8 protein-coding genes and 1 tRNA gene are annotated in these 19,015 nt (G+C 38.7%); 6 read left to right on the plus strand and 3 right to left on the minus strand.

The window, feature by feature from the left end; genetic code table 11:
* Window positions 1–63: 63 nt before the first annotated feature.
* The 6 genes from DVY93_RS00625 (at window position 64) to DVY93_RS00650 (ending at window position 12,361) form a co-directional block, all read left to right on the plus strand.
* Window positions 64–2,400, plus strand: a complete 2,337-nt coding sequence (locus DVY93_RS00625; protein WP_193006977.1) for an NADP-dependent malic enzyme — start codon at window positions 64–66, stop codon at window positions 2,398–2,400.
* Between the two features lie 160 nt (window positions 2,401–2,560).
* Window positions 2,561–3,748, plus strand: coding sequence for a tRNA nucleotidyltransferase (locus DVY93_RS00630; protein ID WP_230708380.1), 1,188 nt, complete (start codon window positions 2,561–2,563; stop codon window positions 3,746–3,748).
* A gap of 164 nt (window positions 3,749–3,912) precedes the next feature.
* Window positions 3,913–3,989, plus strand: a tRNA-Ile gene (locus DVY93_RS00635).
* 171 nt (window positions 3,990–4,160) lie between these two features.
* Window positions 4,161–5,432, plus strand: a complete 1,272-nt coding sequence (locus DVY93_RS00640; RefSeq protein WP_102078009.1) for an integrase family protein — start codon at window positions 4,161–4,163, stop codon at window positions 5,430–5,432.
* Between the two features lie 31 nt (window positions 5,433–5,463).
* On the plus strand, window positions 5,464–11,700 hold the full coding sequence (locus DVY93_RS00645) for a hypothetical protein (protein WP_102078010.1): 6,237 nt from the start codon (window positions 5,464–5,466) through the stop codon (window positions 11,698–11,700).
* On the plus strand, window positions 11,690–12,361 hold the full coding sequence (locus tag DVY93_RS00650) for a hypothetical protein (RefSeq protein WP_102078011.1): 672 nt from the start codon (window positions 11,690–11,692) through the stop codon (window positions 12,359–12,361). Before DVY93_RS00645 ends, DVY93_RS00650 begins: the two co-directional genes overlap by 11 nt.
* A 59-nt stretch (window positions 12,362–12,420) precedes the next feature.
* On the opposite strand, the gene DVY93_RS00655 is transcribed toward DVY93_RS00650, so the two are convergent.
* From DVY93_RS00655 to DVY93_RS00665, 3 genes are read right to left on the minus strand one after another with little or no spacing between them, the layout of a single operon-like run.
* Window positions 12,421–15,678 carry a site-specific integrase gene (locus tag DVY93_RS00655; protein ID WP_180952614.1) on the minus strand — a complete coding sequence of 1,086 codons (3,258 nt, stop codon included), beginning with the start codon at window positions 15,676–15,678 and terminating at the stop codon, window positions 12,421–12,423.
* Window positions 15,671–17,995 (minus strand): hypothetical protein, encoded by a 2,325-nt coding sequence (locus tag DVY93_RS00660; RefSeq protein ID WP_102078013.1) that lies wholly within the window; start codon window positions 17,993–17,995, stop codon window positions 15,671–15,673. Before DVY93_RS00660 ends, DVY93_RS00655 begins: the two co-directional genes overlap by 8 nt.
* Complete coding sequence (locus DVY93_RS00665; protein WP_102078014.1) at window positions 17,995–18,555, minus strand: hypothetical protein; 561 nt, start codon at window positions 18,553–18,555, stop codon at window positions 17,995–17,997. Before DVY93_RS00665 ends, DVY93_RS00660 begins: the two co-directional genes overlap by 1 nt.
* Window positions 18,556–19,015 lie beyond the last annotated feature (460 nt).

Genomic DNA, 19,015 nt, shown 5'->3' on the forward strand with positions numbered 1-19,015 from the left:
TGAGACATTATTTTTTTATCACCATTTACTTTATTCCAATTTATTCCAACCATGGCAATTATTATGAATGACGATACCACTTTGAATACGGACACCCTTAGTACAGAAAAAGAGCAGTTTGAACAAGCTGCCTTACATTACCATGAGTTCCCACGCCCAGGTAAAATATCAGTTACCCCTATCAAGCAGCTGGCCAACCAGCGCGATTTAGCACTGGCCTACTCACCAGGTGTGGCAGTGCCTTGTCTTGAGATTGAAAGAGACCCAACACTTGCGTCTAAATATACCGCTCGTAGTAACTTGGTTGGGGTGATCACCAATGGTACTGCCGTATTGGGATTGGGTAATATTGGTCCATTGGCGTCAAAACCCGTCATGGAAGGTAAAGGTGTCCTGTTCAAAAAATTCGCAGGTATCGACGTTTTTGACATTGAAATTGCCCAAAACGATCCAGATAAGTTCATCGAAGCCGTTGCGTCTCTTGAGCCTACTTTTGGTGGCATTAACTTAGAAGACATCAAAGCGCCAGAGTGTTTTAAAATCGAGCGTGAGCTGCGTGAACGCATGAACATTCCAGTGTTCCACGACGACCAACATGGTACCTCAATTATTGTTGCAGCGGCGATGCTCAATGCTTTATTGATTACTGGCAAAAAAATTGAAGAGATTAAAATTGTCTGTTCAGGCGCAGGTGCGGCAGCCATTTCTTGTCTAGATATTATCTGTGCGCTTGGCGTTGATAAAAACAATATCTTTGTTTCAGACTCACGCGGTATTATTAGCACCAGCCGTGAAAACCTTGATGAAACCAAACAGCGCTATGCGCGCGATACAACTGCGACGACGATTGAAGAAGTCATGGACGATGTTGATATGTTCCTAGGACTATCAATGCCAGGCACTTTGTCTGAAGATATGGTTCGCCGTATGGCAAAAGACCCTATCGTCTTTGCTTTGGCTAACCCAACCCCTGAAATCATGCCAGAGCTGGCACATGCTGTCCGTCCAGACGTTATCATGGCGACAGGTCGCTCAGACTATCCAAACCAAGTAAACAACGCCTTATGCTTCCCTTATATCTTCCGCGGTGCATTAGATGTTGGTGCAACAACGGTTAACGAAGAGATGAAAGTGGCTTGCGTAAAAGCAATCGCTGCTATGGCACACGTTGAGGCGACACCAACCACCAACGTTAGAAACATCGAAAAAATGCAAAGTTTTGGTCGCGACTACTTAATCCCAGGTCCTCTAGAGCCAAACCTAATCATCGAAATCGCTTCTGCGGTTGCTAAAGCGGCCATGGACTCAGGTGTTGCAACCTTGCCTATCGATGATCTGCAAGCGTATCGTCAGCGTTTGTCTGAGTTTGTCTATAACTCAGCGTTTGTCATGAAGCCAATCTTTGCCCGCGCCAAATCCGATCCAAAACGTATTGTTTACTGTGAAGGCGAAGACAACAATGTATTGCTTGCGGTACAAGTCGTCGTTGACGAACAGCTAGCGAAGCCCATTTTGGTTGGTCGTCCTTCAGTGATTGAAGCCAATATCGAAAAACTGGGCTTGCGTCTAAAAGATGGCGTAAACATGACTGTCGTCAATCCAGATGATGATCCTCGCTATAAAGACTACTGGCAGGGTTACTACGAAAAGAACAAACGCCGCGGTGTGAGTATTGAGCTTGCCCGTCGTGATGTACGTCGTAAAACCACTTTAATTGGCTCACTGCTGGTCGATAATGGCGATGCCGATGGCATGATTTGCGGCACATTCAGTCATTATCAACTGCACTTAGAGTACGTTCAAAGCGTCATCGATAAAAAAGCAGATGTTAATGATTTTTACGCCATGAATGCCGTATTGATGCAAGATCGTAATATCTTTATCGCTGATACTTATGTGCATGAAGATCCAACAGCCGAACAGTTGGCTGAAATGACGGTCTTGGCGGTTGACCAGTTATGTCGCTTTGGTATCACGCCACGTGTCGCGCTAGTGTCACATTCTAACTTTGGCGCTTCAAATCGTGCCAGCGCTGTCAAAATGCGTAAAGTTCACCAGTTACTGACTGATATGAATGTAGACTTTGACTTCGAAGGCGAAATGCAAGGCGATGCGGCGCTTAATGAAATTATCCGTCAAAACCATATGCCATCAAGCCCGTTAAAAGGGGCGGCGAATCTGCTTATTTTACCAACGCTTGACGCCTCTAATATTGCTTTCAACTTACTTAAGACGGCAACCGGCAGTGCCTCGATTGGTCCTATTTTATTAGGTACTAGCAAGCCTGTACACATTATGACACCATCGGCTACTGCACGTGGTATCGTCAATATGACCGCTCTTGCTGTTACTGAAGCTCAGGACCTAGAAAACGAAAATTATAGTACGTCATGCGTCTGATAAAATTGTGAGCGTACCATTAAGATAGGCGCTGTCATCTATTGACAGAGTCCGTCTGCTATACTAAAACCAGTCAATGCCGTTGAACAAGCATTGACTGGTTTTTTTTGATCAGTGTCCATTGGGTCAGCTCGCTCTTACTTAATAAACAGAGAATATTATGCAAATTTACCTGGTTGGTGGGGCCGTACGTGATCAACTGTTAGCGCGTCCTATTAAAGATAAAGACTTCGTTGTCGTTGGTGCCACTGTTGCAGAGATGCTTGACGCAGGGTTCCTGCAAGTGGGCGCAGACTTTCCTGTGTTTTTGCACCCTATTAGCCATGAAGAATACGCACTGGCACGCACGGAGCGCAAGCAAGGAGTTGGGTATCAAGGCTTTAGTGTGCATGCCAGTCCTGATGTCAGCCTAAAAGAAGATCTACAACGTCGTGATTTGACGATTAATGCCATGGCCATAGAAGTGATGAGTCTCACCGATGACACGCCAGTCAATGGTGAGGTGATTGATTATTATGGCGGATTGGAAGACATAGAAAATAAAACGTTGCGCCATGTCTCAAGTGCATTTAGCGAAGATCCCCTAAGAGTATTACGCACCGCCCGCTTCTATAGCCGTTATTATGACTTGGGGTTTACCATCGCTGATGAAACCTTAACCTTGATGCGCCAGTTGGTTAGCTCTGGGGAACTTACGCATTTGAGTGCGGAGCGGATTTGGCAAGAGTCGAGCCGCGCGACCATGCAGCTATCGCCTCATGTGTATTGGCAGCAGCTGTTTAGCATTGGCGCGCTCACAGAGTACTTTGCGCCATTGCACCATGCTTGGGACAATGACCACATACGAGAAACGGTGCAGACAGCTCTATATTTTTCTGGTCAGATGCAGTTGAATCTGTCACAACGTTGGGCGCTATTGATGGCTAGTCTCAATGCAGATTTATTTAATGTGAGGCATGCAGACTCAAACCCTAATGTAACCACGACTGTGACAGGTATTAACGAGATAGGCACTACTGCCAAAGTACCAAAAGCCCAAACGCAATTTGCCAATTTATTCGTTCAACAGACCAACAAACTAAGCGCTCTCAACAGTCTTAGTGCTGCTGAAAAAATTGACCTCATACAAGCGTGCGGTGCTCATAAAGAACCTGAAAAGCTCTCACAACTACTCGTGACCAGCCATGCCTTACAGCTGGCAATACAGCACCGACAGATGATGATAGCGTTAGGCAGTTTTCACGCTATCAGTATGCAAGACATTGCGCCAGACCTAAAAGGCCCAGCAATTGGCGAGGCGTTACGATGCGCCAGAATTGAACATTTACAGGCACAAAACTCATATTAACAACCATTTAAAAAAACAAACTCACAATGACTGTGACTACAAAGCTTGATACTGCTCGATCAGGCGAGACTGAGATAGCGGGCTTTGATAAAAAATATCCTTGATACGCTCATCTTTTACTTGAAAAATCGAAAAAATCAGGTATCATTGTGCGTCTAACGTTAGGGCCCATAGCTCAGTTGGTTAGAGCAGAGGACTCATAATCCTTTGGTCGTAGGTTCAAGTCCTACTGGGCCCACCAAATTCAAACCCTTACAGTCATTGACTTGTAAGGGTTTTTTATTGTCTAAATTTCATGCAAGTGCACTGATATAATTAATTTTTTGATACTATCTTGATACTTTGACCCTTGTAGTAATTAAAGTATGATGACTACTAATACTATGGTTATATACTGCTGCATGGGTGATATATGAAAGTTAAACTTACCAAAAAATTTATTGATTCAATAGACTATACCGCTAAAGGTACTGATATCTATATGGATGATGTATTAACTGGATTTGCGCTACGTGTCGGTAAGCAGTCTAAACGCTATACATTGCATAAGCGCATCAATGGAAAGCTGTATAGAGACGAAGTAGAAGAAACGCATTTAATTACACTAACCGAAGCACGTGAAAAAGCAAGCATAATGATGGCTAACATCAAAAAAGGCATGCATGTTTATGACGGGCTTCATGAGAACCTAGAAGATCCGAAAGATAAGACCAATAATGTGCCAACACTGCAAGAAGCTTATGACTACTTTAAATCAACGAAGACTGGCTTAGCTGAAGGCACTATTACCACTTATGACCGTCAAATACTACATAAGCTAAAAGTCTGGCTAAATATCTCTCTAAATGATATTACTAAGTCAATGATAAGTGATAAACATAAGGAGATAAGCAAGCATAGCGAAGCTCAGGCTAATGCAACGATGAGAGCTCTGCGATCAGTTTGGAATTATTGCCGTGATAGCTTTTTAGATGATGACGAAGACTTTTTAATAAAAGAGCAACCTATACGTATACTCAATGCTAAAAAAGACTGGAATAGAATTAAACCACGTACCAAACATATTGAAGAAGAATATATAGGTATGTATCTTAAAACGCTTTTAAATTATGTTGATAGAAGCTCACACATGCAAGCGCCCCATAGCAATAATGCACGAGATATCATGCTATTTTTTATGTTTACTGGTGTGCGTTTAAACGAAGCGCAGTCTTTAAAGTGGTCTGACATCGACCTTAAAGCTGGCAGGATAATATTCAAAGATACAAAAAACGGTTCTGATTATCATATGCCTACTAGTAATATTTTACAGGCCCTACTCGAAGAAAGGTGGAGAATGAGTTCTGGTAAGCAATGGGTATTTCCAAGTGACTTGCAAGCCAGCGATGATCATATAAAAGACTTAAGTGGTAGTTACAAGGCCATAGGTAATCAAGCAAACCTATATATTACTCCACATGATCTGCGTCGTACTTTCGGAACGGTAGCCAATAGCTTAAATATCAGCTATCCAGTCCTTAAACGCTTGCTCAATCATCGTGAAGCTAAATCAAGCGATGATGTTACCCTACAGTATGTTCAAGTGTCACAGCGGCAACTAAGAGACGCTTTAAACTCAATAGAGTCCTTTTATTGTCAGCATGCTAGCTTGACACAAGCTGAAATAATCAGTAAATATTACTAACCTACTAAAATTCCAAGAAGAGTTCTTTAAAATGTCGTCAACTGATTTAGTCAGAACAAGCCGTGATGGTGACCAGTTTCACTATTTATGGGCATCAAGAAGAGCTTTATTACTGCTACAGTCGGATTCCAAATTAAAGCTAATAACGATAGAAGGAGTCTCTTCTGTTGAGTTAGGTGACCAGCATGTTTCTGATGGGGAATATGTGGTTGACGTCGCTGAATATTATGGCGGAGAAAGTTTTGAGACAGCTGATAGCATCAAATATTATCAGCTAAAGCATACGACGAAGAGTAAGGAAACTCCTTTTGACCCAAGTAAACTAAGAAATACGATAGAAGGTTTCAGCGACCGCTACAAAGCTCTTATTGAGGTTATTGGTAAAGAATCAGCCCAAGCTAAGCTCAAGTTTATATTCGTATCGAACAGATCTATTAATGAAGGCTTTCATGAGAGTATCAAACAAGTAGCTTTAGGGTACTCTACTAAGCTGACTAATCAAAGAAAGCTTGAGCTATATACAGGCTTAAACGGTCAAAACCTCTCTGACTTTTGTAAATTAATAACTTTTGATATCACTGCTGACGATTACTGGGAACAACGTAATATTCTTGCCTCAGAAACCGCAACTTATCTCGCTGGCTCTGACGCACACTCCCCTATTAGTTTAAAAGAGCTAATCACGAGAAAGGCGTTAAGCGAAAGTCAAAATAGCAACTCTATTAATAAAATCGACGTTTTAAGAACGCTTAATACAAATGAAGACGCTCTATTTCCAGTGAAAAATCTAATTAAGATAGTTGAGAACCCTATTCAACGTGAGCAAGAGCAACAACTTACTAGCCAGATTATTGATGATAATTTCAATGTTTTTATAATTCAAGCAGAAGGTGGTGTTGGCAAAACTATCTTTGCTTCTCACATTCATGAATACCTACCTGAAGATTCAATCTCTATTGTTTACGATTGTTTTGGGGATGGGGATTATAGAAACACCTCAACTTTAAGGCATACTCACAGAACAGCTTTGGTTCAAATAGCTAATGAACTAGCAGCAAAAGGGTTATCCCATCCTTTAATTCCAAGCTCCTCAGCTACAGATTTCGATTATATTAAAGCATTTTTATCAAGAATTGAGCAAGCCGCAGAGAAGCTTAATTACATTAACCCTAACGCAATCCTTTCGATTGTGATTGATGCCGCTGATAACGCTCAAATGGCAGCTGAAGAATTTGGAGAAGTCAGATCTTTTATTAAAGACTTAATCAAAGAATCTTTTCCTGACAATGTCAAATTAATTAGTTTCTGTAGACCCTACAGATTGACGTTACTTGATGCACCTTCAGCAGTTAAGTTACTTAATTTAAACCCCTTTACTCTTGAAGAGACTAAGCATAATTTAGAAAAACACTATGATCAAATATCGCCTGCAGATGTGTCGGAATTTCACAGACTAACATCTCAAAATCCACGTATCCAATATATGGCACTGGCAAAAGAGCAAAGCTTACCAGAAACCCTACGCTTCTTCGGTACAAACCCTAAAAGCATTGAAGACACTATAAGTGATTTATTAGAAGCAGCCGTCGATAAGATTAAAGAAGATAACTTTATTGAGAGCGCCAAAATAGACAAGCTGTGTGAGTCTATTGCGATTCTTAGACCTCTACTACCTATCGAGGTACTCGCGAAAATATCACAGGTTCCTGAAGAGCAAATCAGAAGCTTTATCGCAGATATTGGTGGACATCCCATTCGGTTACTAGATGATTATATCCAATTTATTGATGAACCAACAGAAACTTGGTTTAGAGACAAGTATCGTCCCAAAGACAGTCAACAACTTGGAGCTTATATCACTACGCTCAAACCTCTGGTTAGCGACTCACATTATGTTGCCTCAGTTTTACCACAGCTAATGCTAGAGGCTGAGGAATATGAAGATCTTTTCGATGCAGTCTTAAGCTCTAAACTTCTACCTGAAACCTCCTCACTAGAAAGAAGACACATTGAAGTACAACGGCTTCAATTTGCAATCAAAGCAGGCATTAAGCTTAATAGGTTAGTTGATGTTGCTAAGCTAGCATTAATGGCTGGTGGTGAAAGTGCCGCTCAAACCCGACAAAATGCCTTAATAGCAGAAAATTTAGACTTAGCTTCAGTTTTTTTTGATGATAACAAGTTACAAGAGTTAATCGCTAATGATATTTTCACTTTAGAAAATAAATGGCTAGGTGCAAAATTCGCCTATGAAGCGCAACTGCTTTCATATAAAGAAAACTTAATGAGTGAAGCAAGAAGTAAACTTCGAGTAGCTGAAGACTGGCTTCATAGCTTGTTCAAGCAACCTGAAGATGGAAGATATCATACAGGAGTTGATGATAAAGATATTGTGCGGCTATTTATTGCTCATTTCAACATACATGGCGCTGAACAAAGCTTAATTTGGCTGAATAAATGGAAACCAAAATCAGTAATCTATATGGTAGCAACTCAAGTAGCACAGGAATTTCTACTTTATAACAAGTTGGCAGATTTAAAGTCCATGCTACAACATGCCAGCAATAACATTTATTTCACATTGGGTATAGTAAACGAAACCGTTCAACATAACTATGATATTCCCGCTCAATATTTATCAAGATCTTTCAAAATTATAAGTCGTAAAGGCGTTTTAATTGAATTACAAGATGGAACTCGACCTGTAAGTTTGCATACTATGACGAACTACCTGTTAGCATGTTATAGATCTGAAGTCTGTAATGGGATAACTGCTTCAGATATATTATCCCGTTATATGCCAATCAGATTTCCTTATGAGCTTGAAGATACTCGTGGTCACTATGAAAAATCAATATATATGCTTGCTTATGCATTATTAGCTAAGTGGCAAGCTAGCGAATTAACAATAGAAGACATTATTGACGCAAACAGTAAAGCAAAAATCGAAAAATCTAACAGTTCATTTGAACTGAATGAAATTACCAATAATATTGAAAAGTTAATTCCTTGGTATAACTTGTTAGCTGATAGCCTGTTATCTACGTCAACCATTTCAGGTATTGAAGAGTCGATTAGTATTGTTTTAAATGACTCCTATCTCCCTAAAGCAGATGAATATCGCTTTAATCGTAGTATGGTAGAAGACATTGCATGGGCATGGTTTAAAATTATCATTACTAATAGTCAAAACATAAAACAGTTAGTACAGGAGTTATTTGATTATCTTAGTATTAGGGAAATTACATTACTTCCTAGAACCCTAAATGAGTTTACAAGAATATGCTGTCAGCGTTCTGAACTTAAAGACTTTGCTTACGATTTGAGTCAACAAAACTTCGAGAGAGCAATTAAAGCTCAAATAAATGCAAATGAGATACTGGACGATATTGTAGAAGTTGCAAGAGCAATACTACCGTTAGATACCAAGCAGGCTGAGTCATATTTTAATAAAGCTATAGAAGTCAGTAGTAAGATTGGCGATGAAAACTTTTCTCGATGGGAGGCTTTAATTTATCATGCTTCTAATACCACTGGGCTAACGTATAGTGGACAACCTGAACTAGCCTACAGATTCGCTAGATGTTCTGAGCTCACATATAAATATATATACGAAGACCATTTTAACTGGGATGCAACCGTTAAAGCACTCGTTGATATCCATCCAAATTCAGCTTTAGCTATTGCAAGTAGGTGGCGTGATAGACAGTTTGGCGAAGATGACTTAGTAATCAGTGCAATAGGAGAAAAGCTTTTAGAACATAAGCTTATCTCACCATTAGCACTTCTTTCCTTGCTTTGCCTAGAAACAGGTTCTTATTTAAAAGACATATTAGATGGTATTCAATTTAATAGTTTAGATAATGAAATTCAAAAAGCTGTGATTCTTATAGTCTATCAATATCAAGTTATACCTAATCCATCTGAAAACAATAGAACTATACTTAAAAAGCTATACGATAATTACTCACTACAAATAGATGATATACAACGGTTTTTCGATACCTATGAGCCTGATAAACTTAAATCAAGAGACTCCAGTTATGATTGTAGCTCTACAGTTGAGAGTATAGATTGGGCCAACGTTTTTATCGATGATCAACTAGATAGCCAATACGATTATCAATCAGCTCAAGATAGATACCTAAGTATTAAAGAATATAGTTCATTAGATGATAGCTACTATAGCGAGCTTCATAATAGGCTGTCTAATACCTACGTTTACGATTATATAGAGTCGACCTTAAATGATCCTAAAATAGGGGTATATAGATTAAACTTTATTTTGAAAACAATACCTGACAAATGGAAACAACGTGAAGCCGTAAGAGAATGTTTTAGCGAACAATTCAAAGTATATTGTCGCAGGCATACATTAGAGCTATTCATCAGTCTTCGCTATGGTGACTTGAAGTTAATTACTGTAATGAGTTTAATATCTAATCTTCCAGAGAGTGAGTTACTTGGACAGGTATTATTAGGGCGTTCAGAAAGCGCGGAACTTCTAGATAGTGACCAACTATTTAACATGGTAAGCATGATTAGTAAAATCATCGATCCTGAAGACTCAAAAGACGTATTAGAATATGGTTTAACCTTGTTAGAACAAGATTTATCTGATGATATATCTGACGGTGAGTGGCTTGCTCATTTGATACCTCCAGATAATATTGAGGAAGCCTATGCAGGTTATGTTGTCTCAGGGTTAGCATCACCCTTTCTTTATACACGTTGGCTTAATTCTCATGCTGTCAAAGTACTGGTAGAGCTCCAACAAAAACCCGTATTAGATGCTTTAATAAATCAGATAGATATGCAGACTAATAAAGCGTTTATCGACAACCGTTTTAGTTATTACAGTTATACTGCCCTTCAATGGTTGCTCATAGCTTTTTTAAAGGTTTCTAATGGACATGCCAGCGCAATAGCACCTTATATTGACTTCTTCAAGTCTAATATAAATCCAGATAAACCTCACATTTTAATCCGTTTTTATTCTGCTAAAATTCTTCTGAACCTACATGAGCAAGATATTATTAGTTTAACACTGACTGAAGTAGAAGCTTACGAGTCAATTGGAACTTCAAATTTTGAGGTTATAGAAAAAGAAGCTGTTAATTTAGATGAATATCAGAATATCGATAAGTCTGAAGTAGATTCATTTGGTATTGATTTTGGACCTTATTGGATTGAGCCTCTTGGCGAATATTTTGGTTTACATGCCAAATATGCCTACTATGAAGTATCTCTTGTCAAAGATAGCTTGTTTAATAATCCGAATAAATTAACAGATAGCAGACACTCATCTTCAATATATGAGTGGCAAGCAACAAATCATAGTCATGGCTCAGCACCAGAAGTAGAAGATTTAGAATTTTATAGAAACTATCATTCACTGATGATTGCGGCAGATATATTGCTAAATAAAAGGCCCTTAGTTCAACAAGACTGGTATACATTTTCTTATTGGCTATCGAAGTATGATTTTACATTGCTGAATGGCGTTTGGCTATCGAACTATAGAGACCCTACACCTAAACGAACGACCGAGTGGCATATTGGTATAGAGCAGAATAGTCCAAGTTGGGAGTACAGTATGTCATCAAGCGACTTTGATGAACATTTCAATTTTGATAACGATTGGTTGCCCATATGGGGTAGTTGGACAGAAGTATTTGATAGAAAAGAAAAAAGTTTTAACATGCGTTCAAGCTTAGTAGATCCTAAGACATCTTTTGCTTTATTGCGTTCGTTGCAGTCTTACACAGACCCTAGCGATTATTGTTTACCAAAACAAGGCGACGACTTTAATATTGACAACGGTGTCTTTAATTTAAAATCATTTATATCAGAATCTGAATGGTTCGATAATACCATTTTCGAGAAAGACCCTTGGTCAGCATCTATTGAGTATAGAAGTCTAAAACCTACTGACAGTGTTATTGAACTTATGAACATAAGCTGTGACTCACTTGGTAAGACTTGGTTTGATAAAAATGGTAGTGAAGTTATTAGAACGTCTTATTGGGGGCGTTTGCGCTCTCGTAATCAAGAGTACTCCCGTGGTACTAAAATGCTCGTTTCTAAGCATTTTCTCATCAGTATGCTTAGAGCTTTAAATATGAACTTAATAGTATCATTTTCAGGTGAACATCGACTTCATTCAAGACATGGAAAGGACGAGGATTATTATAAGGAGTTTGGGTATATTCCTAATAGTAAAAAAGTATATTTAATCACTAAGGACGGCGAGTTATATGGATACTAAATCACTGGAGCAGTTAGGAAAGAATCTTGTAGAAGAATATGGGCTTGAAAGCTCTACCAGTACTTTAGAGAGATGGATGCTTCACTATTTAGCTGAACTTTTTGATAAAGAAAGAGAATATGGTAATGCAGACGAGACAAAAACTATTCAACTTGAGATTAAAGAAATAATTTTAGAGTTTTGGCGATTAAGATATCGCTTAGCAGATGAAGATAGTTTATTTAAGAAAAACCAAGCTCTTATTGATACGTTAGAGAAGATAAGCCCTCAGTCCGTTATACCCATTAGCTCGTTTTTTAATCCCTATGATAGTAAAGACACACTTGAAGTTAGCGAAGCAGGATGGCAAGAAAGACTGTTAGCTATCGACAAATCATCAAAAGTAGTCATGTCACACTGTGTCTTAAAATACCTTAACGATATTGCTGATAAAAACAATGATATTGTGAAACTCATTGAGTCTATTGAAGCTTTTAACTCTCCAGAATCCTTTTTAAGTAGGTTTTATGGTGATGAGACAGCAGAGACAGATAAAATTGAAAATATAGAAGAACGCATTCAAAACTTAACTGTCTTTATAGATACAGCGGAGTCTGTACTCGAAGAATATAGGTCTGAGCTAGCTAGCTTAGCTGTTGATTCACATAATAAACCTAAATAATTTAATTACTCGGGCTTAATTGTTTCATAGCTGCTACTTGCAACGATAATGATTACTAACTATTTATTGTCATGTTTAATTAGCACAATCAAAAGATACCCTAGATATTTCAGCACCCCCGACGAAGCGTAGTAATCATCAGTAATAGCCAAATTCTTACCAGAACGTTTACGCTTTTTCTGCACTACCCTTACCTCATAGCCGTGGAAGTTTTCACGAGCACCGACACGTATTGAGCTGTTCAGATTCAAGTCTTTTTTAACATCACTTACAACTTGCTCGCTATATGCCCTAACCTGCCAATGACTGGCATCAATAAGCTGACAGCCTACTAGCATAAAACTCTGTAGCATCTCCAGCTGGGTCTCCTTAATACCAAAATGAATCGATGAGTTATTTAAGTTATGTTTATGTGCAAATATCTCAATAAACACTCCCAACTTCTCAGGATCCTTTATAGACATCTGATAAGCTCTATCTAATGCTCTAATTATTACTTCCTGATTTTTACTACCTTTAGGCCTACCTAGTAATAGCCTGTCATCATCAAACAGCTCGCTAGCGCGCAGATATAAACATTTAGATTCATTTAGACTTATACCATGTCTAATAGCAATCTCAGGTAACAGCTCATTTCTAGAGTTGATATTTAACTTCTGTAAGTCCTCTAAAAAACCTATGACGTCCGCATATTTAGGATGAATGAAAATTGACTTTTGAATAGACTCTTTCGATCCATTCAAACTATCGTTTAACAGTTGCTGGCTAGCATTGTTTTCAGATTCATCTATATTCTTGAATAATGGTACTTTATTGGAAGCTATCTTTTTAAGTAAATATGGTCTTATCTTATTTAGCTGCACCGTCTTTGTCGTTGCATCATAAGCAGTTTTATCTTGTCTATATATAGCGGAATAACCAAGCCCTGTTATTAACTCTAAAACGGTTATAGGTAGCTGCAAGCACGCTCTGCTGAGCTGTTCCCCTGCTAGCAAGTGAGCAGTATGAATGTAATGCTCGAAGGTTGTGTCGCACGTTAAATGCCCTGCAAGACTTGCCAGCCCAAACCAAGCGCCCTGCTCTTTGTGATAACCAAGAATTCCTTTCACTATTTTTTCGCACTGGTCGTTATTATAATCCGTCATCACCTGTACCAATGAAGATTCACGTAGTACTAATGCCAGTTGACTAATAGCAGTATGTCTAAAGCTATGAAATGTGAAGTCATGCTCTCCTAGCAATCTATCCCAAATCAACTTCATGAGATTACTAAAAAATACACTGGGTAACGGCTGATCACCTGATCCTTGAGAAAACAAGTAACGTCGCTTCAGTCTTTTCTGCTGATGATATAGCTGAACAAATTGTTCCAGCTCGTCTTGCTTAAGTAAGCAATCAACCAGTATAAGCCTACTTGCACTGCTACTTTTCAATCTTCGATAGCGATTCGGTCTTAGCCATATTTGTGGTTGTTCTATTCGTTGTCCATGCTCATCAGCATAGATATCTGCTACATCAGCAACTTTAATACCGATGAGTTCCTTTATTCGCATTCCTGTTCGGTATGCCAGATTTAAGACTACTAAGCAAAGGTTTTTCTGTTCATAGTCTAAATCCGAGGTGACCAGATACTCTTTCATCGCATGATATATACGAGGCGATATCATACTCGCCTTTATAACCTGACGTTTATTACCCCATGGAAAATACACATATGGAGCATCGTAATACTCTATTTGATAATCATGAAATGCTCTCAGGCGACCATAGGTAAATTTTTGAGTATCTTTAAGCTGATCTAAGTAAGATACTTTAATGTCACTTGCCAGCTCATTTAATACGCTTGGGGAATCAGGTACCTCACTTTCGATAATGCCTGCATCTTCATTTATGTTACTTATAGCTTCATCGTTGAAATCAGAATCTTTTTTAAGTATCGAAAATTTACGACCATCCTTAATCTTACTTTGAATAATCTCCTCATAGACAGCTTCAAAGTCTTCATCCGACCATTCATCAAGAGTCTCATCCATCGTTAGCATCAGCCAATCACGACCAATACAGCCCACGTATTTACTGATGGTATCTAGCCTGCTATTACTATCACTCAATAAGCTCTTGACCCACCCTAAAAGACGCGTGGCATTCGGTTGAGCGAAATCCTGTTGTAATAACTCTATATGCGAAATAGCTGATACCCTGCTGCCTTTGAGAGCATCTTGCACCTTTTTAATGAGATTTTTGCTAAAGCTTGGATAATTATTTTTATTAGCACTTCTTTTACTTAATCCTGAATAACTTGCTACAAACAGCTCTGACCAATTAAGTGGTGGCGGGTTTGAGCCAATCGCCTCTTGGTTATAATTAATGAGCTCATTTATACTTAAGCCAGTGGTTTTGATTTTGCCTTGTCTAACAATAGACAGCGCACTATCTATATCGGTACCCTTCATCTGCCGCCAATGATAGTTCGCATATTTTATTAATTGCGATAGATGCGGTTTACTTTTATCTTTATTTTGTAGTTTTAGCTTCTTACAAGTATCACTAATAATGGTTTCAAACGATTTCACACCTTCTCTGTTCAGGTTTTTATCTTTCAGCGCATATAGAAAGCAAAGTGTCATATCGTCAGGTATGTACTCTACATAGCGCTGTAAGCTTGTAGTAGATACATTCTCTAAAATATGACCTTTCCTATGAGAACAACCATAATTGTCATCATAAATACTTAGTAAAATTAGCGCTAAATGTTCACTGCTAGCATTCGAGATTGATGACTGATCCGCTCCTGGCAACTGCAGCCGGTAGATATCGCGTTCGCCTAGGAGCCATTGATACAGAGCTTTTAGTGCATCTATATCATTTAATCCACCATACATCATGCTACAGTAGAGCGCTGACTCAATTAAATCATTGTTTGAGAACTTTCTTTTTCGTTGCCATATTTCAATCATTTGCTGACTAGCAAGGCTTACTTGAGCGCCATTCACCATCCAATCATAAGAGATGATTAAATTATCGCGCTCTGCGATGACGGGCACCACAGGTTCATCTAAATCAGTACCATTCTTTTTGTTGTAATTTCGAATGGATGCTAAAAAACCTTGTCTGGCTAAATAGTAAGTATGGGCGGTATCAAAGCGCGTCTTAAGCGCGTTATCGATTGCTTGATAGTATTCAGTTAAGTCTGTTTCTGTAGTTATAGCATTCTCGTCCACATAAGACGCTATCAAAACTTTCGCCTCATTTTTGATAGCATCATAACTTTTGCTTCTATTTTCTTCTCTTAACTGATGAGCAACGGCATTATCCATATACATTCACCTCAACTTGTCGTAGGTTAAGCTCAACTGCAACTTTATCTAAGTCAGCAGATAGTTCTTTTAGCTCATTAATGGATAGTGACGACATGGGGTTCATAGCCTCCTGATCTGGATGTTCATGACCATATAAGGCGCAGATCAGATGCTCAGGAGGCTTATTTGTTAGGATTGAGCGTAATTGATGCCTTAGCCAATTATCTTGATGGCTAAAAAAATGCCTTGTCTGATAACGAATTTTACTAGGCGTAATACCAGAAAACCCTTTAGGATTTTTACTAAAAAGCTGGATGAGCGGCTGTTTAGATTTCAATATGTCGTCTAGTGGGAATTGGTCATTTGGATAAATTGCATTATGGAGGACTGCAAATTGATTGATATATTCAATATAGGTTTGAACGGCTGTGATCAAGAAATCACTTAGAGGAATGAGTCTTCCCTGCCCTTGTCCCTGACGCTCTTCTTTATCGGACACCCATAACAGCCTTTGCCTAAAGTCAAATTGATTTAAAAGCCCCGGCGCATGCTTTACAGGTCTAATCCCAGTCTGAATAAATATGATGTGCCATAGCCAGACACCATAAGCATTAAACTGCTCAATATAACGGTCCTGCCTTATGCTTACGTTCCGCTTTAATCGACCGTTATAGCTCTCAGCTGCCTCAGCAAGCTCATCAAAGAATCTTTGGCAGATATCAGTATTTAAAGTCATGTCACTACCGATATATTTTTTGTACTGATTACTTTTCGTGCTAGATAGAATAAATGGTCGAACTTCATTCTGAATGTCCGCTGTACAATATTGGGTCAATAGATGTATAGCATTGCTGTATGTCTGCTCTAAGCTTATCGTCTCAATACTGGTGTAGTACAAAGGTGAGCTGTGCTTCACATCAACCCCAGTCAGAATCTCGGCATGGAGTGGCTCATGAAGCTCATTCTTGATAATCGTATATAAACAAGCATCAATATGCTGGTTTGATAATGCTGGCAAGTCCAGCTGTTTTTTTAAGCTTACTAGCACCTCAGAAACATCATGGCTATTAACCAAAAACTTATTCTTAATAACCGCTTGTAATCTAATTGGTAGAGGTAGTTTGAATTCATTATCGTAACTCTGACGATACGGTAATAAGTGACTTCTACGATTCGAGGTCACGTTAATAGTGATGCTCATAACATAACCATCAGCAGCCGAACCGCTCTCATGACTCAGCCACTTGCGCTGACTTTTATCCAACTGCAGCTCCTGAACCACTTCTTGAATCTTACGGCCACTTAGCATTGATAGTAATATAACGGCATAAACCTGACGCTGTTTATAGCTGACAGTGGTAAAAAGCTGCCACATTCGAGCAAATAGCATTTGATAACTTAGTAGGCTGAGTTGACGAATATTGGTGGGAAAATTAAATTGATTGCGGCGGGCATGTCGGTAGTTGTTTTTTAGCCTCCATTGTTGTAACTCTGAGGATTTGGCTGTTGTCTTGGAAGGTTTGAAGTCATTGTCTAAAAGTTTAGGTGGTTCGTCGTCAGCAATATTTTCATCGTAAGCAACGTTATCCTCTCTATGGGTATTGCCAAATACTGTCGCTCTTAGTGGTTCGTCAGTACTATCAAGGTACAACGTATTAGAGTGTTCTTTGCTAGGCTCATTATCTTTTGAATTGCTATAAGTTTTGCCTACAAAGACTTTGTTCTCTGCAATCACTTCATAAGCAAGTCGTATTTGCCCAATTTTACCCGCCAATTTTTGATTAATGACTTTGCCTGATGCTTCGTTATTTTTTGTCTGAGCTTCATACTGACGTAACGCTGATAGTACGTTTGCCATTGAATCATGTTGAGCATGAATAGTGATTAACTTGTCGACGATCTTAGATTGTGGGTTGTTGTTCTTTAATCCCATTCTAAAGCGCACACTTAGCTGATTGATTTTGGCAGAGTGCTCATCTTTACGTGCAGCAATCATAATAATGACTTGCAGGTATGCACTCATAAACCGCCATGCTTCATTATTAATATGTACTTGACCATATCTCTGGTAAAACAAAACCAGCATATAAGTGACGGCCCAATCCTCAATCTTTTTCTCTTTGATAACTGTACCAGCAATAGCTTCACATTCAGACGGTGTCAATACCTGTATATCTAGGCTGGCATGTTCACCAATGTGCAGGTAAAAGTTTGGATTGATATCCAGCAGATTAACAACCAGATTTTGTACTTTTATATAGTGCGGTGAGTTAGAGGGTACCAACTGTTCTAGGACTCTCTGTAATTCAGTAGTATCGAATTTATGCATATTCATTAGCGTGCGTCACTCAGCCAGTCCATGCTTTTAGGCATACCTATGACACGCTCTTCTGATGCAAACTTGCATTGTTGATACTCATAGTTGCTCTGGCTAATACGTGCAAAGCGGCAGTATTCCTTTACGGTCAAATACTTAATACGCATCAACTGACATATAACACTTTGAGGCGCGTTATTTTTCAGTGTCTTAAATAAATCAGGATGATTGACACCTTTCAAGGAAATCAAACTGACTACTTCTCGCCATGCTAGCTGCTGAATATCATTGATACTTTCAGGGATGATTAAACATGGGTAATCACTATCATTCTCGAATCTTAAGACCTGATCGACTCTCTCGAAATCGTTAAAGAAATAAAAAGTATTATTCCTTCCCTCAACCAAGCGAAGTGGTGGACGGTAAAAGTTATCCAAAAACTTCATATCGATATAAGGAGTTTTAGGTCTCAGTCTCTGCCAAACACATAAAGCAGCTCTAGCATACGGATGTACATACAAATAATCCTTACTAGGAATAGCAAGTTTTTGCCCAACCTTAAGTTTATTATTTTTCATCTTATATACGATATTAGTGAATACAATTCATGTTATCTAATAACCACTCAGGTGTCAAACGCTTTATTTTTGTGGGTTTTAAAATCGTAAAATAATTAATTTTATTAAACATTTAGTATTATTTTAGATATAAAAAACCTCTTAAAGCTATATAAAATATAGCTTTAAGAGGTTTTTAGATTTTATGATTTTGTTAGGTTAAAAGGTTAGAATTGGGGTTTGCATGCAATCGATCAACATCGTAGCACTCACCAGTTTCACTGTGAGCGGTCTTAACTAGTAGCTGGCAATAGTCGCTAATATCACGACTTAGTCAGTCGTAGTAGCTTGATGGCTTAACACTTAAGACATGGCACATAGTGGTGATGCTAAAGAGATTGTTATCTTCACTGACTATTTTTCATAAAGTACGCGGTGGGCTTTTTTAGGATTTCTCATTCCTCTTCAGCTACTTTGAGTT

Origin of the sequence: Psychrobacter sp. CCUG 69069 (assembly GCF_021023115.1) — a bacterium.
In the GTDB taxonomy this organism is placed as follows: domain Bacteria; phylum Pseudomonadota; class Gammaproteobacteria; order Pseudomonadales; family Moraxellaceae; genus Psychrobacter; species Psychrobacter namhaensis.

What these genes read in the sequence shown, in the direction of transcription:
- DVY93_RS00625 (WP_193006977.1), top strand. Translation starts at nt 64, where the DNA reads ATGAATGACGATACCACTTTGAATACGGACACCCTTAGTACAGAAAAA.
- DVY93_RS00665 (WP_102078014.1), bottom strand. Translation starts at nt 18,555, where the DNA reads ATGAAAAATAATAAACTTAAGGTTGGGCAAAAACTTGCTATTCCTAGT.
- DVY93_RS00640 (WP_102078009.1), top strand. Translation starts at nt 4,161, where the DNA reads ATGAAAGTTAAACTTACCAAAAAATTTATTGATTCAATAGACTATACC.
- DVY93_RS00655 (WP_180952614.1), bottom strand. Translation starts at nt 15,678, where the DNA reads ATGGATAATGCCGTTGCTCATCAGTTAAGAGAAGAAAATAGAAGCAAA.
- DVY93_RS00650 (WP_102078011.1), top strand. Translation starts at nt 11,690, where the DNA reads ATGGATACTAAATCACTGGAGCAGTTAGGAAAGAATCTTGTAGAAGAA.
- DVY93_RS00645 (WP_102078010.1), top strand. Translation starts at nt 5,464, where the DNA reads ATGTCGTCAACTGATTTAGTCAGAACAAGCCGTGATGGTGACCAGTTT.
- DVY93_RS00660 (WP_102078013.1), bottom strand. Translation starts at nt 17,995, where the DNA reads ATGAATATGCATAAATTCGATACTACTGAATTACAGAGAGTCCTAGAA.
- DVY93_RS00630 (WP_230708380.1), top strand. Translation starts at nt 2,561, where the DNA reads ATGCAAATTTACCTGGTTGGTGGGGCCGTACGTGATCAACTGTTAGCG.